The following is a 25985-nucleotide window of genomic DNA, read 5'->3' as shown; positions in this document are numbered from 1 at the left end:
AAGGTCAGCGAGTAGTGCTGCGATTCTGCAGGCTCGATCCGACTGAGGACCCGCTGAGTGATGAACCGATAGACGTGTCGTTCAGGCTCGACCCAATTGTAGATTGTCCCAGGCTCGATCCGACGGTTGTGTCGCCGATGCTCGATCCTACCGTGGACTGCTGTAGGCTCGATCCGACCGCAGATTGCTCTGAATTCAAACGAGACTCTCCGATATCCGCTCCTGCGCGGCCTGTCGCGCCGATGTCAAAGCCGGTCGGTCCGCTGGCGCCGATATTCGCTCCGCTTCGAGGAGTTGCGCCGATGTCCGCTCCTTGCGATCCTCCTGCCCCGATGTCTGCGCCGGATTTCGGCGTTTTCCCGATGCTCGTACCTACTGATGAGCTGGATCCGATGCCGGGTCCAGTTTTAGGTCCGGCCGGCAGGGAGCGGGCCTGGAAGTCCTTCTGAATGGAATCTTCCATTTCTTGAATTCGGCGCGACTCCTTGGCCGCTGATTCGTAGTCGAGCTGGCCGAGTTGGTTTCGTGCATTTCCGATCGTCTCCAGTTTGGCGTGCAATCGCTTGAGATCTGCGCGCGCCTTGGCGACGGGCGGAAGCAGTTCCGCGATGGTCCACCCCCTGAGTTTCATGTGTTCACTGAAGAGGCCTGATTGGGCCATGCTCAGCAATTCATTGACGTCGTTGCCAAGTTCTTCGACTGATTGGAGTTCCGCCAAATCGGTCCGGCAGCACTCAAGAAACTGATTGTACTTCTGTAGGAAGATGGTGACTTCCTGTTGCAGGTTCTCGATCTTCATCTGACGCGCCGATTCTTGAGGCGGGCGGGTGTCCGATGCCGGCGGATCTTTCTTCTCTATCAATGGAACGCAGCCAGCGGTGCCTTTTGAGGCTCTTAACTGCTGATCGGCAGAGCTGTGTTCGCAAAATTCAAGAAGCGGCGCCGCGTCGGCGGAAGGAGCCGAAGCAAGGGGACCTGCGAGAAAAAGCAGTGCAACGAGAATAAGCGGGAAGTTGTTACGGATAATGAGGGTCATGAAAAGATTCTCACCTCAAGAGTCTTCATTGTCAACGAATCTGCGCCAATGGGAAGGCTGTCTTTAGCGATATCGAGTGATTGAGTCAGATGCCCTTTTCGTCGCGATAGATCAAATAATCTCCTGGGTTCGTGACGCGAGGGTATCCCCCGTCCCTAACCTTATGGAGATGCAGAGGGGGATACCCCCGATGTCTTCGCGGCAAATCAGCCATCCCCTCTGAAAATTCAAAAGAATTTCCATTCTCGCAATTGATCACCTAAGTCCATGAATTTGCTATTGACAAGGAGTTCAACGGGAGTATACTCGGCCCACAAGTGGGGGAAAGTGGATACAAGTGGTGAGTCTGAAATATCGAAAAGATCAAGGCATGCTCCTGTTTTTCCTGATGAAGTAACGGCTTGGCTCGTTACGGACCGTACGAAGACTTTTTTTGACGGTACGGTGGGATATGGTGGGCATAGTGAGCGGCTTCTTGAAAAGGCTGGAGATGATGCCGTTCTCATCGGAGTCGATCGAGATGAAGAGGCGCTCGCGTATTCCCGATCTCGACTTGCCGGGTTTGCTGGTCGTGCGCAGTTACTCAAGGGGGATTTTGTTGACATGAAGCAGTTGCTGCGAACTGTCGGCGTCCCAGCAGTTGACGGAGTTCTTTTCGATCTCGGAGTTTCTTCGCCTCAGCTCGACGATCCGAATCGAGGGTTCAGCTTTCATGGAGACGGGCCCCTCGATATGCGCATGGATCAATCGGCGGGTACGACGGCTGGAGAGTTAGTAAACTCGTTGCCCGAGTCTGAATTGGCGGATCTCATTTTTCAGTATGGCGAGGAGCGATTCTCCCGGCGTATTGCGCGTGCGATTGTTCGCGCTCGTGAACGGAACGCGCTGGCGTCGACGCAAGAGCTGACGACAGTCATTAAGGAATCCGTTCCTGCTGCGTATCGGCACGGGCGCATCCACTGTGCGACGAGAACGTTTCAAGCGCTTCGTATCGCGGTCAATCGCGAGCTGGATGTGCTTGAGCCGGCCATCCGCGATGCGGTCGATATGTTGAGGCCCGGCGGCCGTATCGCCGTCATCTCGTTTCATTCGCTAGAAGATCGGATCGTGAAGCATACGTTTCGTGCCTTGGCGGAGCGGCCTCACCCGCAAGTGGCGGTGTTAACAAAGAGGCCGCAAGTTCCTTCCGAAGCGGAATGCCGGGCGAATCCGCGCGCGCGAAGCGCCAAGTTGCGGGTCGCTGAGCGCCTGTCAAAGGAGTATGCCCAATGAAAATGCTGGCAGTGACGGCCGGGCTGTGCCTCGTGTTCGTCTTTGTGTGGGAGCGGGTGGATATGGTGCGCCTGGGCTACCAGGTTGAACGGCTGAAGCACGAGAAGGTGGTGTTGGAGCGCGAGCGTGATGAATTGAAGGTGAAATTCTCAGCGCTGAGTTCGCCCGACCGGATTGCAAAAGTCGCCACGGAAAAATTCGGGATGAGCTTACCTCAGCCTGGCCAGGTTGTGATGGTTCAATTTAAGGCGAAGGACTCGCCTGCATCCGCGGTGGAACTGCGGATTGCCAGGAACGATGTGTTGAACGGGAGGCGATAGTGACTGGTGCGCCGTCACGGGCCCGACGCTATGTATTGCTGCTGGTGATGCTCTGCGGATTTGCGGTGGTGCTGTTTCGGTTGGTGAGCCTGCAGGTATTGCAGGCTGCTGAGCTCACGGCCAAAGCGGACCGGCAACATCAGAAGACTGTGTCCTTAGAGGGGGCTCGAGGGACCGTTGTGGATCGTCATGGCAAGGTGCTCGCCATGAATATGGAAGTGCCCTCCGTGTTCGGCATCCCCACTGCGCTTGAAAGTCCCGCTAAAACGGCCCGGTCTCTCTCGCCGGTGCTGCATGTTCGAACCGATGAACTGGAAAAGAAGCTGCGGCAGGATCGCAGTTTCGTGTGGCTGGCTAGGAAGCTGGATCCCGAGCAGGGGCACCGTCTCGAGCATATGCCGATGGAGGGAATTGGGCTGGTGATGGAAGGCCGGCGATTCTATCCCAAGGGACCGCTGCTGGCCCATGTGTTGGGATTCGCCGGGATGGACGGGGAGGGGCTTGAGGGAATTGAGCGGCGGTATGAGTCGCAGCTCCATGGCGAGAAGCGAGTCGTGATTCTGCAACGAGACGCCATGGGCCGGACGGTGTTTCCGAAAGGCCAGGCCGAGCAAGTCCCTGCCGCCGGGCATAGTTTGGTCATTACGGTCGACGAAGTCATTCAGTACATCGCTGAGAAGGAAGTGGAGGAGGCAGTCACGAAGGCGCATGCCAAATCGGGTACCGTCATTGTGCTCGACCCTCAGACCGGCGCCGTGCTCGCGCTGGCGATCAGTCCGCGGTTTGATCCGAATGCCGTGGCTTCCCTGACCGCGGATCGCTGGAGAAATCGGGCGTTGACGGATACCTACGAGCCCGGTTCGACGATGAAAGCCCTTGTGGCGGCTGCGGCGCTTGAAGAGAAAGTGATGAAGCCGAGCACGATGCTCTACGGAGAAAATGGGCGGATGACGATTGCGAATACGGTCATCCATGACCACGAAAAGCTTGGCTGGATGACGTTTGCGCAGGTGATTCAGAAGTCGAGCAATATCGGTGCGGCAAAAACCGGGATGGCGCTGGGCGATCAGCGTCTCTACCGGTATCTACAGGCGTTCGGATTCGGACAGAAAACGGAGATCGATCTCCCTGGAGAAGTCGGCGGTATGGTCAAGCATCCCAGAGAGTGGGGGCGCCGGTCATTGGCGTCCATTTCTATGGGACAGGAAATCGGAGTCACGCCGATTCAAATGGTATCCGCCGTGGCGGCCTTGGCGAACGGCGGGGTGTTGATGAAGCCCTATGTCGTGTCTGAAGTCCGCGATGCGCAGGGGAAAGCCCTTCGGCAGATACTTCCGCAAGTGAAGCGCCGGGTGGTGTCTCCCGAAACAGCCCGGACCGTGACGTCGATTCTTGAGAGTGTTGTAACGGATGGGACCGGCGCCAAGGCCGCGATCCCGGGGTTCAGAGTGGCCGGGAAGACGGGTACGGCGCAGAAGATCGATCCGCGTACCGGCGCCTATTCGTCGACATTGTTTGTCGGATCTTTTGTCGGATTTGTTCCTGCGGACAATCCCCGATTGGCGATGATCGTGGTGATCGACGAACCGCAGGGGGAGTCCTGGGGCGGCACCGTGGCCGCGCCCGTCTTTCGACGAGTGGGCGAACAGGTGTTGAACTATCTCGGAGTCTCGTCGGACGAACCGGTCAAGCTGGCGATGGCGTCAAACCGTCGGTAGGTCGAGTAACAGGATGATGACCTTCGAAGAATTAGCGCAGTCACTCCGCGGGCAGGTCGATGTCCTCGAGCAGGCAGGGGACGTTCGTGTATCGCTGACCGCGATCACGGATGATTCCAGAGCCGTGCAGGCGGGAAGTCTGTTTGTCGCCGTGAAGGGCGAGCAGGTCGATGGTCACCGGTATATCTCTTCCGCTCTCACGAACGGAGCGGGGGCCGTGGTTATCCAAGAGACGATTCCAGGGATTGACCGCCCGTACCTTCGGGTGGCCGATTCGCGGAAGGCGCTGGGGCATTTGGGCAGCCGGTTCTATGGAGATCCGTCCGGACGGCTGCGGATGATCGGCATCACCGGAACGAATGGGAAAACGACGACATCGTACGTTTGCAAGTCCTTGCTGGAAGCGATTGGTGGACGGGTCGGTTTAATTGGAACGGTCGCCTATCAAATCGGGAGCGAAATTATTCCGGCGTCCCACACCACGCCGGGTGCGTTGGAGCTACAGCAGCTCTTGAAGCGGATGGTCGAGGGCGGATGCTCGGCGGCGGTGATGGAAGTGTCGTCGCATGCGCTGGCGCAGGATCGAGTGAGCGGGTGTGAGTATGACGTGGCCGTGTTTTCGAACCTGACCCAGGATCACCTCGATTTCCATAAGACGATGGAGAACTATTTTCAGGCCAAGCTCCGGCTCTTTACGGGACTGACCGGAACCAAGAAGCCGAACAAGCGGGCCATCGTCAACGGTGATGATTCCAGCGGCGCCCGCATCGCGTCCTTATGCGCGGTTCCGGTGTGGACGTACGGCATCAAGGGAAAGGCCGATCTCCGAGCAGAACAGGTGCAGCTCTCGCTGAACGGCACCACATTTATGGCGGCGACGCCCGCAGGAACTTTTCCGGTCGAAAGCCACCTGGTCGGGGAGCACAACGTCTACAACATGCTCGCCGCTATCGGCGTGGCGTTGCACGAAGGGGCCACGATCGACCAAGTGCGGCAGGCCGTCACCCGCGTCACCAATGTGCCTGGACGGTTCGAGCGGGTCATGGCCGGACAGTCGTTCACCGTTGTGGTGGATTATGCTCATACGGAAGACGCGCTGGTTCGGTTGCTGACGGCAGCGCAGGCACTGAAGGCCGGCCGGATCATCACGGTTTTTGGATGCGGGGGAGATCGCGATCGCGGGAAGCGACCCAAGATGGGGCGCGCTGCCGTCCAGCAGAGCGACATGGTCATTCTCACCTCGGACAACCCGCGCACGGAAAATCCCTTGGCGATTCTCGATGAAGTGGAAGTCGGTGTGCGGGAGGCGCTGCAACAGCGATCGCACGTGAAATATCAGAAAGTGGCTGATCGGCGCGAAGCGATCGCGACGGCCATACGGGCGGCTCAACCCGGCGACATGGTCCTCATCGCGGGGAAGGGGCACGAAGATTATCAGATTATCGGGACCAAGAAATTTCACTTCGATGATCGCGAAGTCGCTCGTGATGCGATCCGTGAGTTAACACATTGTGCCTGATTCGAATGGGGCTCTGTCACAGATTGGGATGCCCATGCCGCTCTTAACCGGCGAAGAACTTCGAGAAGTGATCAGCGTAAAAATGCTTTCGGGCGATGCGTCCCGTTGGGCGAAGCAGCGCATTCGACGGCTCAGTCTCGATTCGCGGGCGATCCGCGCCGGCGATCTCTTCATCGCCATTCGCGGCGACAAATTCGACGGACATGATTATGTGGCGATGGCTCTGTCCCGCGGGGCGGTCGGCGCCATCGTGCATGACAACTATGCGGTGCCCTCCGCGCTCTTGAAGGCCGGCTCAAAGTCGTCTTCCCCCTTCATTTTGGGCGTGCGGGATCCGTTGTTTGCCTATCAACAGCTGGCGACGCATCACCGAAGCCGGTTCGACATTCCGCTGGTGGCGGTGACGGGCAGCAACGGGAAGACCACCACGAAGGAAATGGTTGCGAGTGTGATGGGGCAGCGCTGGCGTGTCTTGAAGACCGAAAGTAATTTCAATAACCGGATCGGAGTTCCTCACACACTCTTGAGATTGACGGGCCGGCATGAAGCGGCCGTCATCGAAATGGGTGTCGATAACCTCGGGCAGACGACGCGCCTGTGTGAAATCGCCCGCCCGACCATCGGCATCATCACGAATATCGGGCCGGACCACCTGGAGTTTTTCGGCAGTATGGAAGGATCGGCGCAGGCGAAGGCGGAGTTGCTCGATCTGCTTCCTCCGGACGGAACAGCCATTCTGAACGCCGATGATCCGTATTTCGACTACCTGGCGGCGCGGGCTCAGTGTCGTGTGGTGTCGTTCGGCTATTCGCCGAAAGCCGATGTGCAGGCATTGCACGAAAAGTCGGACGGACGGGATGGGACGATTTTCCGGCTGCTCCTGCCGGGGAAGGTCCGGCACACCATCGTGCGAATCAAGGTGCAGGGCTCTCACAATGTGACCAATGCCTTGGCTGCCGCGGCTGTTGGAACGGTGCTCGGCGTATCCGGCGCCGTCATTGCGCAGGGGCTCTCCCGATTCCGTCCGGCCGCGATGCGGTCGCAGGTTGTCGTGAGCCACGGGATCCGCGTGATCAACGATTGCTATAACGCCAATCCCGCGTCGATGAAGGCGGCGGTGCAGCTGCTGGCTCAGTCAGGCGCGGGACGGAGGACCATTGCGGTATTGGGCGATATGCTGGAACTCGGCTCGGGCGCGATGCGGATGCACGAAGAGGTCGGCGCGTTTGTGGCGCAGCAGGGCATCTCGCAGTTGATCGCCTGCGGGACGTTGGGGCGCGGTCTGGCGGAAGGCGCGCGTCGGGCCGGGATGGAGCCGACGAACATTCTCGAACTGCCCGATGCAACCGCCGCCGCCGCGGAGGTCAAAGCCATGGCAGTTTCCGGTGATGTGGTGTTGGTCAAGGCGTCGCGCGGCATGAAGATGGAGCAGGTGGTCGGCGCGCTACAAGGCATGAAGCGGGTCTCGAAGAAGGCATCGTAACTACTCAGGGGCAGAAACGGACTCGGCGCTGCAAGCCCCCGGCGTCGGTATGACGGTCGTCTTATGCTGTATAACTGGCTATATCCACTCCACACCGAATTCTCGTTCCTGAACGTCTTTCGCTATCAAAGCTTCCGCATCATTTATGCGGCGGTCACGGCGTTTCTCATCGCGTTTATTCTGGCCCCGTGGCTCATCCGCAAGCTGCAAGAAATCAAGTTGGGCCAGCAGATCCGCGACGACGGGCCCAAGAGTCATCTGGTGAAGAGCGGGACCCCCACGATGGGCGGGATCCTCATTCTCTTTGCGGTGGTCCTCTCCACGCTGCTGTGGGCTGACATTACGAAACCGTATGTGTGGCTGGTCCTCGCGGCGATGGTGGGGTTCGGCGCGATCGGGTTTGCCGACGACTACCTCAAATTCATCAAGCGGCAATCGAAGGGACTGTCGGCGTCGCAGAAGTTTGCCGCGCAAGTCGCGATCGCTTCGGCGATTGCGCTCACGCTGTACTTTCTTCCCGGGTATACGACGAAGCTGAGTGTGCCGTTCTTCAAGAACTTCACCCCGGATCTGGGCTGGTTCTACATCGTCTTCGCCGTGCTCGTCATCGTGGGAAGTTCCAATGCCGTCAATCTGACCGACGGCCTCGACGGCCTCGCCATCGGCCCCGTGATGATTACCGCTTTGGCGTATACGATTGTAGCCTACGTTGCCGGGCACCGATTGATGTCGGACTACCTGCTGATTCCCCACATCGAAAACGCCGGTGAAATCGCCGTGTTTACGGCGGCTATTCTGGGGTCGAGTCTCGGTTTCCTCTGGTTCAACACCTATCCCGCGTCTGTGTTCATGGGCGATGTGGGGTCGCTTCCGCTCGGCGCCGCCCTCGGCACGGTCGCCGTCATCAGCAAGCATGAATTGTTGCTGCTGCTGGTCGGCGGCGTGTTCGTGATCGAAGCGGTGTCGGTCATTTTCCAAGTCGTGTCGTTTAAGTCGCGCGGGAAACGGATCTTCTTGATGGCCCCGATTCATCATCATTTTGAGATGAAGGGGTGGGAAGAACCGAAAGTCGTGGTCCGGCTTTGGATCATCGCTATCCTGTTGGCCTTATTGAGCCTCAGCACGTTGAAGTTGCGATAACGAGCGAGAGCGAGATGGTGAGCGAAGACGTCATGCAATTGAAGGGGACCAAAGTCACGGTGGTCGGATTGGCCCGCAGCGGCGTGGCCGCTGCGCGGCTCCTCCTGGCCGTCGGGGCCCACGTCACTGTGGCCGACCGAAAAGAGCGCAGTGAGCTGGGTGCGATTCTGGCGCAGTTGGATGCCGCTCGCGTGGACATTACGGTCGGTAGCGGGTATGAAGCGGCGCTGGAGTCGGCCGAACTCGTGGTCATCAGTCCCGGGGTGCCCTATCGCATGGAGGCGCTGGAACGCGTGCGGCGACGGGGCGTGAAAGTGATCAGCGAATTGGAATTGGCGTCGCGGTTTGTGTCAGTCCCGATGCTGGCCCTCACCGGGACGAACGGCAAGAGCACGACCGTGACACTGATCGGCAAGATGTTGCAGGACAGCGGAAAACGAGTCTTTGTCGGGGGCAATCTTGGCACGGCATTGAGCGAAGCGGCGATCCAAACGGTGCTGGCATCGCAGCAAGGATTACCCAGTCCGTTCGATGTGCTCGTGGTCGAAGTCTCCAGCTTTCAGTTGGAGACGGTTGAGCAATTTCACCCTTGGATTGCGGCGTTACTCAACATCACCGTGGATCACCAAGACCGCTATGCGTCGATCGACGAATATGTCGCCGCCAAGCAACGCATTTTCGAGTGCCAGAAACCGACCGATTATGCGCTCTTCAATCTGGACGATCTGCGAGTCGCGGCGCTCCGGCACAGCGTCAAAGCCCGGGTGCTGGGATTTACCAGACAATCGGCGCTGCCAGCAGATGTCACCGGCGGCACGTATCTGGAGGGCGATCGACTTGTCACGACAGTGACGGGTGCGCGGCAGGAGATCTGTCGACGGCAGGAGATCAAGATTATCGGCGATCACAACGTGGAGAACGCGATGGTGGCCGCCACCTATGCGCTGCTGAGCGGCGGCTCGCTTGAATCGGTCCGGCGAGTGTTGCAGGCCTTCCCGGGCCTGGAGCATGCCTTAGAAATTGTGCGGGACCGTCGCGGGGTCCGGTTCGTCAACGATTCCAAAGGGACGAACGTCGATGCCACGCTCAAAGCGATTGAAGGCATCGATCAACCCATTTGGCTGATTGCCGGAGGCCGCGACAAGGGCGGGGATTTTTCCCGACTCGCGCCGGCCATTCATCAACGGGTAAAGGGCCTGATCTTGATCGGAGAGGCGACGCCGTTGATCGCCCAGGCCATGGCCGGATTCCCTGCGATCAGCCGGGCGGCGTCATTGAAAGAGGCGGTGCAGGCGGCGGCCGACAGCGCCACCTCCGGCGGGGTCGTCCTGTTTTCGCCGGCCTGTGCCAGTTTCGACATGTTTGCGGATTATCAGGATCGGGGCCGGCAGTTTAAGGCCCTCGTGCAATCCTTGCCGGCCTAAGGGCGGCGAGTCAGAGGAGATTTGACGCTGAACGATGTCACAGAGAGCTGCAGGGACCCTGGCATTGCCGTGGCCCACCACGAGCCCCCGCGCCGCGAAGAAGCGGGTGCCGATGGACCACACGCTATTGATCGTCACGATGGTGCTGGCCTTGGTCGGCCTCGTGATGGTGTTCAGTGCGAGCGCGGTCGTCGCGGGGAACCGGTTCCACGACTCCGGCTACTTCCTCAAGCGGCAGCTGGCGTGGCTGACATTCGGATTTGTGCTGCTCCACGTCGCGTCGCGGGTCGACTATGTCTGGTGGAAGCGTCTGTCGGTGCCGCTGCTGGGTTTGATGGCGCTGTTGCTGGTGATGGTCTTGATCCCATCGCTCGGGGTCGCGGCGAAAGGAGCGAGGCGCTGGTTGCGTCTCGGACCCATTTCGATTCAGCCGGCCGAGATGGTCAAGCTCGTGGCGGTGATTTATCTGGCGGCCTATCTGACCAAGAAGGAAGACCGGATTACAAGCTTCTCCTCTGGCCTGCTGCCCGTGCTGTTCGTGATCGGCCTGTTGAGCGGACTGGTGCTGTTGGAGCCGGATCTTGGGACCGTGGTCGTGATCGGTCTCGTGACGATCGGACTGCTGTTTCTCGGCGGCGCGCAAGTGAAGCATCTGTTGGGGCTGGGACTGTGCGCGGTGCCGGTCGTTTTGGTGCTCGTCCTCGGCTCGAGTTACCGGCGGCAGCGGCTCCTGACGTTTCTGGCACCCTGGAAGGACGCGTCGAACGCCGGGTTTCAGATCACCCAGTCGTTTCTCGCCTTTGGCAGCGGCGGTCCCTTCGGAGTGGGGCTGGGCGAGGGGAAGCAGAAGCTGTTCTTTCTCCCCGAAGCGCATACGGACTTTGTGTTGGCCCTGGTCGGGGAAGAGTTGGGATTAGTGGGAACGGGCGCGATCATTCTGCTCTTTGCGTTGTTTGTCGTGCGAGGCTTTCAGATTGCCGCCAGAGCGCGGATGCCGTTCGGGCGCTATTTGGGCATCGGGATCACGCTGTTGATCGGTGGGCAGGCGCTGGTGAATGCGGCTGTGGCGACGGGGATGCTGCCGACCAAAGGATTGACCTTGCCCTTCGTGAGTTACGGCGGATCGTCCCTGGTCATCAGTCTGCTGGCGGTCGGGATCTTGTTGAATATCTCGAGGGATCGCCAAGCAGGGCCTCAGGAAAGTGCCGGGCGGGGCGGGCGCGGCAGGTCTGGTCACGGATGACGATCCTCATCGCCGCAGGAGGGACGGGCGGGCACTTGTATCCGGCGGTGGCGCTGGTCCGGGAGTTTCAGCGGCGCGATCCATCGACCACGATCATCTTTGTCGGCACGGCGAAAGGGATTGAAACCAAAGTGTTGGCGCATGAAGGGCTTCCACTCGAACTCATTACGGCGAAGCCGGTGATGGGAAAAGGATTGGGAGAAGCCTTGCGGGGATTGCTGTCCGTGCCGATCGGACTCTGGCAGTCGATGCGGCTGATTACCCGGTACCGGGCGGATCTCGTCATCGGCGTGGGCGGCTACACCAGCCCGACGATGTTAGTGGCGGCGGCGTTGAAGCGGGTTGCCCGGGTCATTCTGGAGCCGAATGCCTATCCGGGCATGGCCAATATTGCGGTCGGCCCTTGTGCCCAGCGTGTGTTCTTGGGGTTTGAATCCGCTGCCGAGAAATTTGCGAAAGACAAAGTTCGCGTGTTCGGTTCACCGATTCGGCAATCATTTCTGGATGCGATTACGACATCCACTTCGGTCACAGCAGGCCGGCAGCGGCTGTTGATTTTTGGCGGCAGTCAGGGGGCGAAGGCGATCAACAGCGCAGTCATCGATGGGCTGGCGACATTGGCGCAGACGCTTCCGCGGCTCTCCATCACGCACCAGACCGGAGAGGCTGACCATGCGAGGGTTGTTGAGGCCTACCGGCAGGCAGGCGTTGAGGCCGAGGTCGTCCCGTTTCTCTATGACATGCCGACCGTGTTGCGCGCGGCGGATCTGGTGGTGGCGCGTGCCGGGGCCATGACGATTGCAGAGGTGACGGCCTGCGGGAAGCCGGCGATTCTGATCCCGCTGCCGACGGCCATTTACGATCACCAGATGAAGAATGCGCGGGCGATGGAGGCGGCGGGGGGCGCGATGGTGCTGCCGCAGCCGGAGTTGACGGGGGCGCAGTTGGCCGGTTCCATCGCCGGGCTGCTGCAGCAACCGGATCGCCTACGCACGATGCAGGCGAAGAGTCGGGCTATGAGTCGAATCGATGCGGCCGAGAGGATCGTCCACGAATGCTATGCGCTCATGGGGGTGAATCATGACGTCCACCGGACTGTTGGAGCGACGGGAGTCTAATGCGGCAGCGACGCGAGAGCAGGCGCAGCGATCATCAACAGGATCACCAGGATTGAGGCGAACGGCCATGTTTCGAAAAACACAGCATATTCATCTAGTGGGAATCGGCGGGTCAGGGATGAGCGGGATCGCAGAGGTCTTGCTGACGATGGGATACAAAGTCAGCGGCTCCGATCTGCAAGCCTCGGAAACCACCAGGCGCCTGGAGGAACTCGGAGGCAAGATCGCGATCGGCCATCACGAAGCCAATATCGGAGAGGCGCAGGTGGTGGTGATTTCCTCCGCTGTGGCGGCGACCAATCCGGAAGTGCTGGCGGCCAAGGCCAAACAAGTGCCGGTGATTCCACGGGCTGAAATGCTGGCCGAGCTGATGCGGTTGAAATTCGGTGTCGCGATTGCCGGGGCGCATGGCAAGACGACGACGACATCGATGGTCGCGAATGTGCTGGCGTCCGGCGGATTGGATCCGACGATGGTGATCGGCGGCAAGGTGAATGCCCTCGGCAGCCACGCGCGGCTCGGTCGCGGCGAGTTGCTGGTGGCGGAAGCCGATGAGAGCGACGGTTCGTTTCTTCGATTGTCCCCGACGATCGTGGCGGTGACCAATCTGGATCGCGAGCACCTCGATCACTACGGGTCGATGGAAAAGATTTACGACAGCTTTCTGGAGTTCATTAACAAGATTCCCTTCTATGGATTGGCGGTGCTGTGCTCCGACGATGAGCGGCTGCACGCGCTCTTTCCCCGCATTGTGAAGCGCTATCACACCTATGGACTACAAGAACGTCCCGGGGTGGTGCCGGATTTCAAGGCGACGGATATCGTGCTGAAGCAATGGGGCGCCGAGTTTCGTGCGCATTTCCGCGGGAAAAACCTTGGGCCTTTCCGGCTGGCCGTCCCCGGCATGCATAACGTCTCCAACGCGCTGGTGGCGATTGCGATCGGGATCGAGCTGGAGGTGCCGGTCGACTTGATCCGCAAGGGGCTGGCGGCGTTTACCGGCGTGGAGCGGCGGTTTCATCTGCGTGGAGAAGCCAACGGCATCATGGTGGTGGACGACTATGGTCACCATCCCACCGAGGTCAAGGCTACACTGGCAGCGGCGAAACAGGGATGGGATCGGCGGCTGGTGGTGCTGTTCCAACCCCACCGGTACAGCCGGACGCGCGATCTGATCACGGAGTTCACGCATGCCTTCGATCAAGCCGATTTGCTGTTCATGACGGACATCTATGCGGCTGGGGAAGCGCCGATTCCGGGTGTGTCGGGCGCCGCGCTGGCTGACAGCATCAAGGCCGCCGGCCACCAGGGCGTCACCTTCGTCGAGAAGAAGGAAACGTTGCCCGATCAGGTGCTGCCGCATTTGCAGCCGGGCGATCTGGTCGTGACGTTAGGTGCCGGTGATATCTGGAAAGCCGGGACGGGATTGCTCGCACGATTGGCTCCCAATACGTAGGCCATGGCTCGGCAAGGACGGACAGATGCACAGACCGGTCGTCGGACAAGCAGTCAGCGTCGATTGGAAGCCGCGGTCGAGGGTATTCGGGGGGCGGTGTCGTTCAATGCCCCGCTCAAGGACTACACGTCGTTCCGTATCGGGGGGCCGGCTGATGTCCTGGTCGAACCGGTTGATGTCGATGATGTGGCCCGTCTGGTCCGTCAAACCAAGGCGCAGAAGCTTCCGTTGTTTGTAGTGGGCGGGACGAATCTTCTCATTCGAGACAAGGGGATCAGAGGCGTGGTCGTTCATCTCGGCAAGCTCCGAACGATTAGAGAAGAAGCGGGAGCGGTCCTGTATGCCGAAGGAGGCGTGGGGATGCCGACGCTGATCGGGTACGCCATCCGGCATTCGCTGGCGGGGCTGGAATGGGCCGCCGGTATCCCCGGCACGGTGGCCGGGTGTGTCGTCATGAATGCCGGAACCAGGTTGGGCGAAATGAAAGACTCGGTCAAGGCCGTACGGCTCGTGAATCGCAAGGGCGAGGTTATCGATATCCCGGCGTCGGAGATTCCCTTTGCCTATCGCCGGGCCGCGTTGCCGGTCGGCATTGTCGTGGGCGTGTGGGTGCAGTTGAAGGCGGGTGTACGGGCGGAAGTCGAAAAGGTCGTGAAAGACTATCTGCACTATCGGCGCGATACGCAGCCGCTGGCGCTGCCGAGTGCCGGCTGTGTGTTCAAGAATCCTCCCAAGGACTCGGCCGGGCGGGTTATCGACTTGGCCGGGCTCAAAGGCGCCCAGGTCGGCGATGCGCAGGTATCGGAAAAGCATGCGAACTTCATCGTGAATCAGGGGCAGGCCAGCGCCAAGGATGTACTGACGCTGATCCGGAAAGTCCGAGCGGCGGTGGCGCGGAGGACCGGGGTGAAGTTGGAGTTGGAACTCAAGGTCGTGGGACAGGCCTAGGACAGGAGCGTGATGGCAGACCGACGTGTGCTGACAGATAAGCGGATCGGAGTCTTGATGGGCGGACAATCGTCCGAGCGAGAAGTCTCGCTGCGTACCGGGCAGGCGGTTCACCAGTCGCTTCTCCGCCGGGGCTATCACGCCATTGCGATTGATGTGGGCCCGAATCTGTTTCGTGATGTGACGGAGAACAAGATCGAGCTGGCGTTCCTGTCTCTGCATGGCCCGGGCGGCGAGGATGGAACGATCCAGGGATTTCTAGAGACGCTCGGAATTCCCTACACGGGGTCCGGCGTGCAGGCGAGCGCGATGGGTATGCACAAAGTCGCCACGAAAACGCTGGCGGTGTCGGCAAAAGTGCCGGTTCCGGCCGGGACGCAGATACGGCGCGGTGAACAGCCGTCGCTGGCCATGGTGCTGAAGGCGACAAAGCTGAAATTGCCGGTGGTGGTGAAGCCGGCCTCGCAGGGATCCACGATCGGCGTGTCGATTGTCCGGAAGCCCGCGCAGTGGAAAGAGGCGCTCGCCCTGGCCCATCGCTACGATCCGGATGCGATGGTCGAGGCCTACATTCCTGGACATGAAACGACGGTCTCGATCTTGGGCGGGGCGTCCGGTGTGCTGACGGTCCTGCCGGTGGTGGAAATTGTGGCGCCCGAAGGGTTCTACGATTTTTCAGCGAAGTATCAAAAGGGTAAGACGCAATACCTCTGCCCCGCTCCCCTTCCCGCGAAGATCACCAAGCAGATTACTGAGTTGGCGCGGCGAACATACGAGGCGTTGGGTTGCGAAGGGGCGGCCCGAGTGGATTTTAGAATCACCCCTCGCGGGAAGCCCTACATGTTGGAGATCAACACGGTGCCGGGCATGACGGAGACCAGCCTGTTGCCGATGGCGGCGGGCCAAGCCGGCATCGATTACGACAGTTTGGTCGAACGCATATTGCAATCGGCGTTGGACCGGGCCGACCGAATGGCGCGCGCCGAAAAAGGATTGTCAGCATGAAGCGTTGGACGATCGCTCGACGCGCCGCGCAACGTCAGGCCGGACCGCGGCTGAATCAGTGGAAAGGCACTCGTTCGAGCCAGGTGGAGGCCAAAGATCGCGTGGCGCGGCGCGCGCAGGTGGCGGCGAAAGGCCGGCAGCTCATTCGATGGAGCGCGATCGGTATCGGAGTGGTTCTTGCGGGGTGGGGATTGGTCGTCGGGGTCCAGCGCTCCGGCCCGGTGCTTCAGCGCCTTCTGGAAATCAAGGCGGTCACCGTTGAAGGAGTGCATCAGATCGGGAAGCAGGAGTTGGTGGATCGGTTGGCGCTCAAGCCCGGAACCCCGCTCCACCACATCGTGACGACGGCCATGAAGGAGCGGGTGGAGTCTCATCCATGGGTGAAGGAAGCGGTGGTGACCCGGGTGCCATTTCACGAACTGCGCATTTCTGTGGTGGAGCGCAAACCGGCGGCCATCGTGCACGCCGGTTCAGAGAATTTCTTGAGCGACGAAGATGGGCATGTGTTGGCGCGATTGGGACAGGACGACAACGCGATGTTTCCGATGGTGACAGGTCTGGATTCACGGGAACTGTTGCGCGGCGATGCGGATGTGCGCCACGCGGTGAAGTCCGGAGTCGAACTGGCCAGATTGGTCGGACAGAGTATCGACGGGCGTTTGCAGGTGAACGCAGCGAATCCTGCCAACCTGGTGGCCTCCGTTCGGGGGGTCCAATTTCAATTCGGTGACGAGGCGGTGAGCGATCAATGGGAGCGATTTCAACGGATCAAGCCTTCGCTGAAGACAGTGATGTTTGACGGCCACGGGCGGGGCGGGAATGAAATCGATCTACGATACGAGAATCGTGTGATTGTGCGAGAGAGGGGGTGATCGCGGTGCCAAAACGAGATCAAATCCTTGTCGGCTTGGATATCGGAACCACCAAGATCTGCGCGATCGTCGCGGAGATTACGGATGGCGGAATGTTGAACATCATCGGTGTCGGGGCCAGTCCCTCCCGCGGGTTACGCAAAGGGGTGGTGGTCGATATCGAGAGTACGGTGGAGTCGATCAAGAAGGCGGTCGAAGAAGCCGAACTCATGGCGGCGGTCCAGATCAACTCGGTCTACACCGGCATCGCCGGCAGCCATATCTCGGCGGAGAACTGCAAAGGCGTCGTGGCGCTGAAGAAGGCCGAAGTGACGCGTGAGGATATTCATCGAGCGATCGAAAGCGCCCGGACGTTGGCGGTGATTCCGCACGAACGGCGCATTCTGCATGTCTTGCCGCGCGAGTACATGGTCGACGGACAGGAAGGCGTCCGCGAGCCGCTCGGGCTCTCCGGAAACCGGCTCGAGGTCAATGTGCACGTGATTACCGGTGCGGTGACCTCCGCGCAAAACATCATCAAGAGTGTCAATCGCGCCGGGCTTGATGTGGTGGACATCATTCTGCAGCCGTTGGCTTCCAGCGAAGCGGTATTGAGTCAGGAAGAGCGCGATCTGGGTGTGGCCATGGTGGATCTCGGTGGCGGGACCACCGATCTGGCCATTTTCCTCGACGGCAGTATCCGGCATTCGGCGGTGCTCCCGATCGGCGGACAGAATTTGACGAAGGATCTGGCGATCGGCCTGCTGACGTCTCAAACCGAGGCCGAGAAAATCAAGATGCAGTATGGCATTGCCCGGACGGACCTGGTGACTGGGCACGAGACGGTCGAAGTGCCGTCGGTAGGCGATCGTCCGGCCCGGACCTTCTCCCGTCGGGATATTGCCGAGATACTCGAACCGCGCGTGGAAGAAATGTTCGAGCTGGTTCGGCGCGAGATCGCACGGGCCGGCTACGAAGGCATCCTGGGTGCCGGGGTCGTTTTGACCGGCGGCACATCGTTGCTCGAAGGGATGCCGGATGCGGCGGAAAAGGTGTTGAATTTACCGGCGCGTCGTGGGACGCCGTCGGGCGTCGGTGGACTCAGAGACATTGTGAGCAACCCCGGTCATGCGACCGGCGTCGGACTCTTGTTGCATGCGAGAAAGCACGCGGATGAATTGGAGACGGCGGGGCTCCGGAACGGAGGACCCTGGGCGAAGATGTTTGGATGGACGAAACGGGTGTTGGAGGTGTTCTAACTTTCGCGCGCGGCATGGTGCCGCTCGGCGATCACAGGTGAGGAGGTGCCGCAATGTTCTCATTTCAGGAAGATGCACTGTTACCGGTCAGGATCAAGGTCGTCGGAGTCGGCGGGGCTGGTTGCAACGCGGTGAATACGATGATCGGGTCGGGGCTCGCCCGGGTCGATTTCATCGCCGCGAATACCGATCTGCAAGCGCTCGACCGGTCGCTGGCACCGTACAAGATTCAATTGGGTCCTGAACGGACTCGCGGGCTCGGGGCCGGTGCCCGCCCGGAAATCGGCAAGGATGCGGCACTCGAGAGCAAAGATCATATCCGGGAATGTCTCGAAGGTGCAGATATGGTGTTTGTTACCGCTGGGATGGGCGGCGGGACCGGCACCGGCGCGGCCCCAATCGTGGCCAGCATTGCACGGGAGCAAGGCATTCTCACCGTGGGCGTGGTGACCAAGCCCTTTCAATATGAAGGACAGCGTCGCCACAAACATGCGGAAGAAGGTATTCGGGATCTTCGCCGCCATGTGGACACGCTCCTCGTGATTCCGAATCAGCGCCTGCTGGGGATTGTCGACAAGTCGACGCCTTTGCTCGAAGCCTTCAAAGTCGCCGACGATGTGTTGCGCCAGGCGATTCAAGGCATCGCCGATGTGATCACGACCACCGGTCACGTGAACGTCGACTTTGCCGATGTGCGAACGATCATGTCGCATACGGGCCGCGCCGTCATGGGCATGGGGATCGCGCGGGGAACCAATCGCGCGATCGAAGCCGCGCAACGGGCGATCTGCAGCCCGCTGCTCGAAGAAGGCAGTGTGCAGGGGGCGCGTGGCGTCCTCCTGAACATCACGGGTGGTCCGAATATGACGCTGCATGAAATTGAAGAGGCGGCTTCCATCATTCAGCAAACGGCCGATTCAGATGCCAATATCATTGTCGGCCAAGTGATCAATCCCGACATGGGCGATGATCTGGTGGTGACGGTGATCGCTACGGGCTTTGAATGTGAAGAGGAGATGGCCTCGATGACGGCGAGCGTCGAGCAGACGTCGGCCCGTGCCGCGAAGCCGGTGCAGCCGGTCTTGGCCGGTGTGGGCGTGAGCGCCGCAATGGGGATGACCGAACGGCCGATGAAAGATCTGGATCGCCCTACCTTCCTTCGCCAACGGAACGATGCCCGTGAGGCCATCGATCGGGCGTTGGTGGCGGAAGATGAATGGGATGTCCCCACGTTTCTCCGGAAGCAGGTGAACTAAGTACGAGAGTCGCTCTCGGCCGCGAGGGGATGAGACGCATGGGACGAGCATCGGTGATTACGGTGCCGGCATTTGCTTCTGCGAGAAGCGGTGTCCGGCACTTCTTTGGCACAAGGGCGCATGCCGAAAATCTGCGTTTGGGGACCGGTGCCCCGATACGTGCGCCCGGTGTTCCGGCGCCTTGGATTTTGTCGGTGAAGCAGGTGCATGGGACGGACGCGCTCGTCGTCGATCGGCCGTTGACCGATGCCGACCGGTTTGACGGCGGGTGGGATGCCCTGGTGACGGATCAGCCCGGGACGATGGTGGCGGTGCGCACCGCTGACTGCGTCCCCGTGCTGGTGCACGATGCGCGTCGGCGGGTGGTGGCCGCGATCCATGCCGGATGGCGCGGGGCCGTCGCGGGGATTGTGCCCAAGACCCTGATGCTTATGCAGACGCGATTCGGGGCAGAGCTCGGCCAGCTGCATGTCAGTATCGGCCCCTCTGCCGGTGTCTGCTGCTATGAGGTGGACGAACCGGTGCTGAACGAGGTTCGGGAGCGATTTGTTTGGTGGGAAACGGTTTTGCGTGATCATCGCGAGGGCAAAGCGCGCCTCGACTTAAAGGCGTTGATCAGGCGGCAAGTGCAGGATTGCGGGATTGGCGGCGGACAGGTCACGAGCGTGAACGTGTGTACGATTTGTCATGAAGATCTCTTTTTCTCGTACCGTCGCGAAGGCAAGGTAATCGGGACCATGGTGAGCGCGATTGGCTTGTCGGCCACGCAGTAAGAGGTGCGTGCGAGAACCCCTGCCAATTCCCGAGCGCTTCCGTTAGAATGTCGGAAGCAGCATCGATTTTTCGAGTCCAGGACTTTTGCCGGCGTAGCAATGTATGGAGCGGGTTGCCGATGATTCCCTTGCCCGACGCGTGCAGCAGATTCTGGACCGTATACGGAGCGCTGCGGAACGGGCTGGCAGATCACCGGACACCGTCCGGCTGGTGGCGGCGACCAAGACGGTTCCGGCGGAGCGGATCAGAGAGGGACTTGGTGCCGGGCTCACCCTCTTGGGGGAGAATCGGATGCAGGAGGCGCTTGCAAAGGTTGCGCTCCTCCGGGACCTGTCACCCTGCTGGCATTTTATCGGCCAGTTGCAGCGGCGGAAGGTGCGCGACGCGATCGGCATCTTTGAGCTGATTCATTCGGTCGATTCCGTGGAATTGGCCCAAGAGATCAACCGGCGAGCCGGCGCCGCCGGCGTGAAGCAGGCGGTGCTTTTGGAAGTGAACATAGCCGGCGAAGCGAGCAAGGCCGGCTTTTTGCCGCCGGTGCTGATGCAGGACTTGAGTCTTCTCGGCGACTTGCCGCATCTCGGGATTCAAGGGCTGATGACGATACCGCCTCCGACGGAACAGCCGGAAGCGGCGCGGCCCTATTTTCGAGATCTTCGCGAGCTCGGGGCGCGCATCGCCGCAAAGAATATTTCGTCTATGACGATGCAGGATTTTTCCATGGGCATGTCGCATGACTTTGAGATCGCTATCGAAGAGGGTGCGACGATGGTGCGCGTAGGCACGGCGATTTTTGGAGCGCGCCATGTCTAAGACGCGCATTCATGAAAAGATTGCCTTTATCGGCGGCGGCCAGATGGCCGAAGCGCTGATTGCCGGGCTCGTCGCGACCCATTGCTGCGAGCCGGATCAGATCTGGGCCACCGATCCTGTCGCGGAGCGCTGTGATACGCTGAAGCGCCTGCATGGTGTTCGTGTGGGTCGTTCGAATCGTGAGGCGGCGGCCTGGGCGGGAATTATTGTGCTGGCCGTCAAGCCGCAGATTCTCGACGGGGTCATGAGCGACATTGCCGAGGAGGTGAAGCGGGCGCTCACGATCTCAGTGGCCGCCGGGATTCCGATCCAGGCGATCACGAAAGCCGGCGGGACAGGAACCAGAGTGGTGCGAGCCATGCCGAACACTCCTGCCATGGTGCAGGAAGGGATGACGGCTCTGGCCCTCGGACCTGGCGTCTCTGAATCGGACGCCGGAACGGCGCGCGCAATATTTGAATCGGTCGGGAAAGTTGTGACGGTTGAAGAGCGGTTGATGGATGCAGTCACGGGACTCAGCGGCAGCGGCCCGGCCTACGTCTTTCTGGCCATCGAAGCGATGGCGGATGGGGGCGTGAAGATGGGATTGCCCCGTGCGACGGCGGAGATGCTGGCTGCGCAAACCGTTCTAGGTGCGGCAAAGATGGTGATTGAGACCGGGGAGCATCCCGCTCGACTCAAGGACAAGGTGGCGTCTCCGGGCGGAACGACGATTGCCGGTCTGCATCGTCTGGAAGTCGGCGGGATGCGCGCGACGCTTATCGATGCCATCGAGGCGGCGACGAAACGATCTCAGGAGCTCGGACGCTGATGTTTGTGTTTCGGAATGTGCTGTTGGGGACCGCCACGGTGCTGGATTATGTGCTGTGGCTGTATATGTGGATCATCATCGCTCGGGCCTTGATCTCCTGGGTCAACCCCGATCCGTGGAATCCGATTGTCCAATTTCTTGATCGTGCAACTGAACCGGTGCTCGCGCCCATTCGCCGCTGGATGGGATGGCGCATGGGCATTGACCTCTCGCCAATTATCGCCATTCTGATTTTGACGTTTCTGCAGTTCGCTGTGGTGCAGTCATTAAAAGATCTGGCGTTGCGGATGAACTGACTCAACGAACGGGGGCATTTATGAAGATCACACCACTCGACATTCAACAGATGGTGTTCCGTACGAAGCTCCGTGGCTATGATCGTGAGGAGGTCAACCGGTTTCTCGAGGAGCTGGCCCAAACCGTGGAATCGTTGAATCGCGACAATGCGATACTGCGGGAGCGGTTGGCCATGACGGAACAGCAAGTGTCCGAATTGAAACGAACCGAGACGACACTGTCGAACACCCTTGTGGCGGCGCAATCGCTGGCCGATGACGTCAAGCGCAGCGCCAACCGCGATGCGGAGTTGATCGTCAAGGAAGCGGAGCTGAAGGCCGGCGAAGTCATTCGTCAGGCGCGGGTGGAGCTGGGCGAGACGCAACGGGATCTGTCCCAATTGCAGAAACAGCGGCTGCTTATGGTCGAGCGGATGCGGGCCACACTCCATACGTTTGAGCGCATGTTGGATGTCGAGTCGGCCGAGGCCTATCAGGATAGTGGTGTCGTTCCTGAAGAGAAGATGGAAGGGGAGTCAAGTCCGACTCGTTCCTGATCTCTTCGGCTGCGTGGTGGCGTTGACTCGTTTCTGCTTCCGGTCGCCTGGTCAGGTACGGTGATGCCGTAATCACCGCGGGTTCATCATCTTCGTGAGTCAATCGCCCACCATGCCGAATGTTCCTCTCATTCAGGCGGCACTTGAGCAGGCCGTCACGGACGGAGTGTTTCCCGGGGCCGTGCTGGCTGTGCGCTATGGCGGCGGCCAGGCCGATATGTTTACCGCTGGGCTCGTGTCGACTCTTGACGCCGCTCGAGCCGTTCAGCCGGCGACGGTCTATGATCTGGCCTCGCTCACGAAGCCGTTGTCTACGGTAACGGGTTTGGTGATGCTCATCCAAGCCGGACGATGTGAGCTGCATGATCGGGTTGAATCGATACTCCCGGAGCTGGCTGGCAGTCCAATCGGCACGGCGTCGCTCTGGCATCTGTTGACGCATAGTTCGGGGCTTCCTGGTTGGCGAGGGTATTATGAGCGACTGAGTCCGACGGCCTCCATCCCCGCGACAGAAGAACGGCGCGGTCGCTCGCGTCTCGGGCTCATGAAGCTGATCCGGGACGAAGCCCTGATCTATCAGCGAGGGGCGCGAAGCCTCTACAGTGATCTGGGATTTATGCTTCTGGGAATGGTCGTGGAGCGGTGCAGCGGCGCTCCGCCCCAGGAATTCTTTCGTGACCGGATCGCTTCTCTGGCAGAAACATCGCAGATGGGATTTGTGCCGGCGGAATGGGCAGATGACTTTCTTCAATGCGCCCGTCGACGTGGGGGTGAGGTTGCGCCCACTGAACACGATGTCTGGAGGGGGCGACTATTATGCGGCGAAGTTCACGATGAAAATGCGGCGTCTCTTGGCGGTGTTGCCGGGCATGCGGGTCTCTTCGGAACGGCAGCGGCGGTGTTGGCCGTGGCAGGGGCCTGGCTGCAGGCCTATCATCGACGGTCGTCCGTTCTTGATGCGCTGCTTGTCAAAGAGTTTACCGGTCGACAGACGGCCGTGCCCGGGACGAGCTGGGCGTTGGGGTGGGATACTCCGTCGTTTCCGTCGTCGGCGGGGAGACTTCTATCCGAGGTTTCTTTTGGCCACTTAGGATATACGGGGACGTCGGTGTGGATTGATCCGCGTCATGAGCTGGAGATCGTCTTGTTGTCCAATCGGGTGCACCCGACCAGGAAGAATGAGCGGATTAAAGCGTTTCGACCGCTGATCCACGAGCTGGTCTATCGGGAATATATAGGGTGTGATTAGGCGGGGTCGGGATAGTCGATCCACGTTTCTTTTTCAGCAAGGTAGCGGGTGCCTCTGAAGTTGGCTCTCGTGCGCAAGCGTACAAACCCCATTCCCTGAAGCTTCTCAACCACCTCGCGCACGGCGACTCCGATCGTTGAGTGTGACCCGCCTTGGACGATGAGGGCTTCGTACATGATTTTCCCTGAATACCCGGCGCCGGTTCGACTCACCAGAAGGGCGCGACTAAAATAGCGATCGCTTGGATCCACGCCTTCCAGCTGATGTTTCTCAACCAGTCCTTCTTTCTTCATCATCAAGGGCAACGCGCTCATCAATTCCTCCACAGATTCCGTATTGAGACAGCGAGGGCAGATTATAGGCGGCTGGCTGCGCCACTGCAACCGCGTTGACAACCCCAAAATCCCCTCACTAAGATGGCGACCGGTAGTCCATCAGACGGAGGTTCTGCGCGGCCGCATGAACATACCTAATAGTCTGACGATCTTGCGGATCCTCCTGATCCCCGTGTTCGTGGGGTTCATGACCTATCGGCAGTATGGGTATGCGCTGGCGGCCTTACTCTGCGCCGGTCTCACCGACGCATTGGATGGACTGGTCGCGCGCTTGACCAATCAGCAGACCAAGTTGGGGGAAATTCTCGATCCATTAGCTGACAAGCTCCTGCTTACGTCGGCCTTTCTCACGCTCTCCATCCTGCACCTCGTGCCATCATGGGTTGTGATCCTGGTGGTGAGCAGGGATCTCATCTTGATGTTGGGGACAGTCGTCGCCCATGTGACGAATATTGCCATCGACATCACGCCGACGATCTTGGGCAAAGGTACGACCTTGTGCCAGCTGACCTATGTCGTGCTGGTGATTGCCATGATCTGGCGGGGAATGAAGATCGGTGCGTTGTTCCCGTTATTACTGGTCATGGTGGCGTTTACCTTAGGCTCCGGGCTGCACTACTTGTATCGAGGGTATCGACGAACCCACTTGAACGGTTCTGTCGGCTGACGCACTGATGAGGGCCATCCAACTCGCTCCCATCGCTCTCAGGCCGCATAGATAATGCATTTGTTTTGACAGGTTTTTGCCCCCCCAGTAGACTCACCACGTAGATACACGTTTGTTCCCTAACCGGCTCAGGGAGCCACAACAGGATTACACGCCTATGGCTACGTTTGCATACGTTGGACGAAGCAAGTCTGGTGCGGTCAAGAAGGGCGAGCTTGTGGCCAAGAGCCGCGATGAGGCTGTCGACCAGCTCCGGAAGCAAAGCGTGGTGGTGACCAGCCTTGAGGAGAAGGGGTCGAAAGAAGGGTTCAAGCTGAGCTTCGGCAACGGAATGACGGAAAAGGATCTCGTCGTTTTCACCCGGCAGTTTGGAACGATGATCAACGCGGGTCTGCCCTTGATCCAATGCTTGGAGATCCTCTCGACACAGTCGGAAAATGCGGCGCTTCGAAAAGCCGTTGGTGAAATCAAGGGGTCAGTTGAAGGCGGCTCGACCTTTTCCGATGCGTTGCGTCGGCATCCGAAAATCTTCGACGATCTCTACTGCAACATGGTGAACGCCGGTGAAGTCGGTGGATTGCTGGATACCATTCTCGCGCGTCTCTCCAAGCACATCGAAAAGGCGATGAAGCTGAAATCCCAGATTAAGAGCGCCATGGTCTATCCGGCAGCTATTTGCGGTATTGCTGCGATTGTCATCACGGTATTGATGATCTGGGTCATTCCCGTCTTTGAAAAGATGTTCAAGGAAATGTCTGGCGGGAAGATGGCCTTGCCAGGGCCTACTCAGCTCGTCATCGACATGAGTAACTTTGCGCAAGGGAATTGGTACATTATTCTTGGTGCGATCGTCGGCGGCGTGATCGCGTTCAAGAAGTACTACGCGACTCCTCAGGGCAGGTTAATGGTCGATAAGATTGTTCTGAGGTTGCCGGTGTTCGGCGACTTGATTCGAAAGGCGTCGGTTGCCAAGTTTACGCGGACACTGGGCACGCTGATTACGAGCGGAGTACCCCTGCTAGAGGCCTTGTCGATTTGTGCCAAGACGGCCGGGAATAAAGTCATCGAAAACGTGCTGATGGATGCACGCGTCAGCATCAGCGGAGGGAAGACGATTTCTGAGCCGCTGGCCAAGAGCGAGGCGTTTCCCAAGATGGTGACCCACATGATTGCCGTCGGCGAATCCACCGGTGCGCTCGACAATATGCTCGGGAAAATCGCCGATTTTTATGAGGACGAAGTCGATGCGGCGGTGACGAATCTGACGGCGTTACTCGAGCCGATGATGATGGTGTTTCTCGGCGTCACGGTCGGCTTCATCGTCATCGCGATGTACCTGCCGATCTTCACGATGGCGTCGGCGATTGGGTAAAGGTGCTTTCGAACGGACCGTGTGACCTAGGTGATTCAGCAGACGTCGGCGAATAGCGTGCCGACGTCTGCCGATCTGACCATG

25 protein-coding genes are annotated in these 25985 nt (G+C 59.7%); 23 read left to right on the top strand and 2 right to left on the bottom strand.

Going from position 1 to position 25985, the window contains the following annotated elements; genetic code table 11:
• Nucleotides 1-4 precede the first annotated feature (4 nt).
• A complete protein-coding gene (locus Q8N04_20525; GenBank protein ID MDP3093065.1) occupies nucleotides 5-799 on the bottom strand; it encodes a hypothetical protein in 795 nt (264 codons plus the stop codon).
• 504 nt (nucleotides 800-1303) lie between these two features.
• Here Q8N04_20525 and rsmH point away from each other — a divergent pair.
• The 21 genes from rsmH (at nucleotide 1304) to Q8N04_20420 (ending at nucleotide 23527) form a co-directional block, all read left to right on the top strand.
• Complete coding sequence (gene rsmH / locus Q8N04_20520) at nucleotides 1304-2308, top strand: 16S rRNA (cytosine(1402)-N(4))-methyltransferase RsmH (protein ID MDP3093064.1); 1005 nt, start codon at nucleotides 1304-1306, stop codon at nucleotides 2306-2308.
• Nucleotides 2305-2628: a cell division protein FtsL gene (gene ftsL / locus Q8N04_20515; protein ID MDP3093063.1), complete on the top strand. Its 324-nt coding sequence runs from the start codon at nucleotides 2305-2307 to the stop codon at nucleotides 2626-2628. The genes rsmH and ftsL overlap by 4 nt, the downstream gene beginning before the upstream one ends.
• A complete protein-coding gene (locus Q8N04_20510) occupies nucleotides 2628-4346 on the top strand; it encodes a penicillin-binding protein 2 (GenBank protein MDP3093062.1) in 1719 nt (572 codons plus the stop codon). The genes ftsL and Q8N04_20510 overlap by 1 nt, the downstream gene beginning before the upstream one ends.
• Before the next feature lie 13 nt (nucleotides 4347-4359).
• Complete coding sequence (locus Q8N04_20505; GenBank protein ID MDP3093061.1) at nucleotides 4360-5865, top strand: UDP-N-acetylmuramoyl-L-alanyl-D-glutamate--2,6-diaminopimelate ligase; 1506 nt, start codon at nucleotides 4360-4362, stop codon at nucleotides 5863-5865.
• A 34-nt stretch (nucleotides 5866-5899) separates the two neighbouring features.
• On the top strand, nucleotides 5900-7348 hold the full coding sequence (murF, locus tag Q8N04_20500) for a UDP-N-acetylmuramoyl-tripeptide--D-alanyl-D-alanine ligase (GenBank protein MDP3093060.1): 1449 nt from the start codon (nucleotides 5900-5902) through the stop codon (nucleotides 7346-7348).
• A gap of 63 nt (nucleotides 7349-7411) precedes the next feature.
• Nucleotides 7412-8488 carry a phospho-N-acetylmuramoyl-pentapeptide-transferase gene (gene mraY, locus Q8N04_20495; GenBank protein MDP3093059.1) on the top strand — a complete coding sequence of 359 codons (1077 nt, stop codon included), beginning with the start codon at nucleotides 7412-7414 and terminating at the stop codon, nucleotides 8486-8488.
• Between the two features lie 14 nt (nucleotides 8489-8502).
• Nucleotides 8503-9912 carry a UDP-N-acetylmuramoyl-L-alanine--D-glutamate ligase gene (gene murD, locus Q8N04_20490; GenBank protein ID MDP3093058.1) on the top strand — a complete coding sequence of 470 codons (1410 nt, stop codon included), beginning with the start codon at nucleotides 8503-8505 and terminating at the stop codon, nucleotides 9910-9912.
• Nucleotides 9913-10024: 112 nt separating this feature from the next.
• Nucleotides 10025-11155, top strand: coding sequence for a putative lipid II flippase FtsW (gene ftsW / locus Q8N04_20485; protein ID MDP3093057.1), 1131 nt, complete (start codon nucleotides 10025-10027; stop codon nucleotides 11153-11155).
• Complete coding sequence (murG, locus tag Q8N04_20480; protein MDP3093056.1) at nucleotides 11152-12273, top strand: undecaprenyldiphospho-muramoylpentapeptide beta-N-acetylglucosaminyltransferase; 1122 nt, start codon at nucleotides 11152-11154, stop codon at nucleotides 12271-12273. The genes ftsW and murG overlap by 4 nt, the downstream gene beginning before the upstream one ends.
• Nucleotides 12274-12340: 67 nt before the next feature.
• Nucleotides 12341-13729: a UDP-N-acetylmuramate--L-alanine ligase gene (gene murC, locus Q8N04_20475; protein MDP3093055.1), complete on the top strand. Its 1389-nt coding sequence runs from the start codon at nucleotides 12341-12343 to the stop codon at nucleotides 13727-13729.
• A gap of 3 nt (nucleotides 13730-13732) precedes the next feature.
• On the top strand, nucleotides 13733-14677 hold the full coding sequence (murB, locus tag Q8N04_20470; GenBank protein ID MDP3093054.1) for a UDP-N-acetylmuramate dehydrogenase: 945 nt from the start codon (nucleotides 13733-13735) through the stop codon (nucleotides 14675-14677).
• A 12-nt stretch (nucleotides 14678-14689) separates the two neighbouring features.
• Nucleotides 14690-15682, top strand: coding sequence for a D-alanine--D-alanine ligase (locus tag Q8N04_20465; protein ID MDP3093053.1), 993 nt, complete (start codon nucleotides 14690-14692; stop codon nucleotides 15680-15682).
• On the top strand, nucleotides 15679-16554 hold the full coding sequence (locus Q8N04_20460) for an FtsQ-type POTRA domain-containing protein (protein MDP3093052.1): 876 nt from the start codon (nucleotides 15679-15681) through the stop codon (nucleotides 16552-16554). The genes Q8N04_20465 and Q8N04_20460 overlap by 4 nt, the downstream gene beginning before the upstream one ends.
• Nucleotides 16555-16559: 5 nt before the next feature.
• Complete coding sequence (ftsA, locus tag Q8N04_20455; protein MDP3093051.1) at nucleotides 16560-17792, top strand: cell division protein FtsA; 1233 nt, start codon at nucleotides 16560-16562, stop codon at nucleotides 17790-17792.
• A 53-nt stretch (nucleotides 17793-17845) separates the two neighbouring features.
• Nucleotides 17846-19048, top strand: coding sequence for a cell division protein FtsZ (ftsZ, locus tag Q8N04_20450; GenBank protein ID MDP3093050.1), 1203 nt, complete (start codon nucleotides 17846-17848; stop codon nucleotides 19046-19048).
• A gap of 38 nt (nucleotides 19049-19086) precedes the next feature.
• Nucleotides 19087-19821, top strand: coding sequence for a peptidoglycan editing factor PgeF (gene pgeF, locus Q8N04_20445; GenBank protein ID MDP3093049.1), 735 nt, complete (start codon nucleotides 19087-19089; stop codon nucleotides 19819-19821).
• 103 nt (nucleotides 19822-19924) lie between these two features.
• Nucleotides 19925-20635, top strand: a complete 711-nt coding sequence (locus Q8N04_20440) for a YggS family pyridoxal phosphate-dependent enzyme (protein ID MDP3093048.1) — start codon at nucleotides 19925-19927, stop codon at nucleotides 20633-20635.
• Nucleotides 20628-21446, top strand: coding sequence for a pyrroline-5-carboxylate reductase (gene proC, locus Q8N04_20435; protein MDP3093047.1), 819 nt, complete (start codon nucleotides 20628-20630; stop codon nucleotides 21444-21446). The genes Q8N04_20440 and proC overlap by 8 nt, the downstream gene beginning before the upstream one ends.
• Complete coding sequence (locus Q8N04_20430; protein ID MDP3093046.1) at nucleotides 21446-21742, top strand: YggT family protein; 297 nt, start codon at nucleotides 21446-21448, stop codon at nucleotides 21740-21742. The genes proC and Q8N04_20430 overlap by 1 nt, the downstream gene beginning before the upstream one ends.
• Nucleotides 21743-21762: 20 nt before the next feature.
• Entirely contained in the window at nucleotides 21763-22278 is a 516-nt protein-coding gene (locus Q8N04_20425; protein ID MDP3093045.1) for a DivIVA domain-containing protein, read from the top strand.
• A 112-nt stretch (nucleotides 22279-22390) separates the two neighbouring features.
• Complete coding sequence (locus Q8N04_20420) at nucleotides 22391-23527, top strand: serine hydrolase domain-containing protein (protein MDP3093044.1); 1137 nt, start codon at nucleotides 22391-22393, stop codon at nucleotides 23525-23527.
• Here Q8N04_20420 and Q8N04_20415 read toward each other — a convergent pair.
• A complete protein-coding gene (locus tag Q8N04_20415; GenBank protein ID MDP3093043.1) occupies nucleotides 23524-23841 on the bottom strand; it encodes a hypothetical protein in 318 nt (105 codons plus the stop codon). The genes Q8N04_20420 and Q8N04_20415 overlap by 4 nt on opposite strands.
• 145 nt (nucleotides 23842-23986) lie before the next feature.
• Between Q8N04_20415 and Q8N04_20410 the strand changes: the two genes are divergently transcribed.
• Nucleotides 23987-24529: a CDP-alcohol phosphatidyltransferase family protein gene (locus tag Q8N04_20410; GenBank protein MDP3093042.1), complete on the top strand. Its 543-nt coding sequence runs from the start codon at nucleotides 23987-23989 to the stop codon at nucleotides 24527-24529.
• Nucleotides 24530-24686: 157 nt separating this feature from the next.
• The gene (locus Q8N04_20405) at nucleotides 24687-25901 is read left to right on the top strand and encodes a type II secretion system F family protein (protein ID MDP3093041.1); all 1215 of its coding nucleotides are present in this window, start codon (nucleotides 24687-24689) and stop codon (nucleotides 25899-25901) included.
• The last annotated feature ends 84 nt before the right edge of the window (nucleotides 25902-25985 follow it).

Source organism: Nitrospira sp., assembly GCA_030692565.1.
Classification (GTDB): domain Bacteria; phylum Nitrospirota; class Nitrospiria; order Nitrospirales; family Nitrospiraceae; genus Nitrospira_D.
This window is presented reverse-complemented; position numbering and strand designations above follow the sequence as displayed.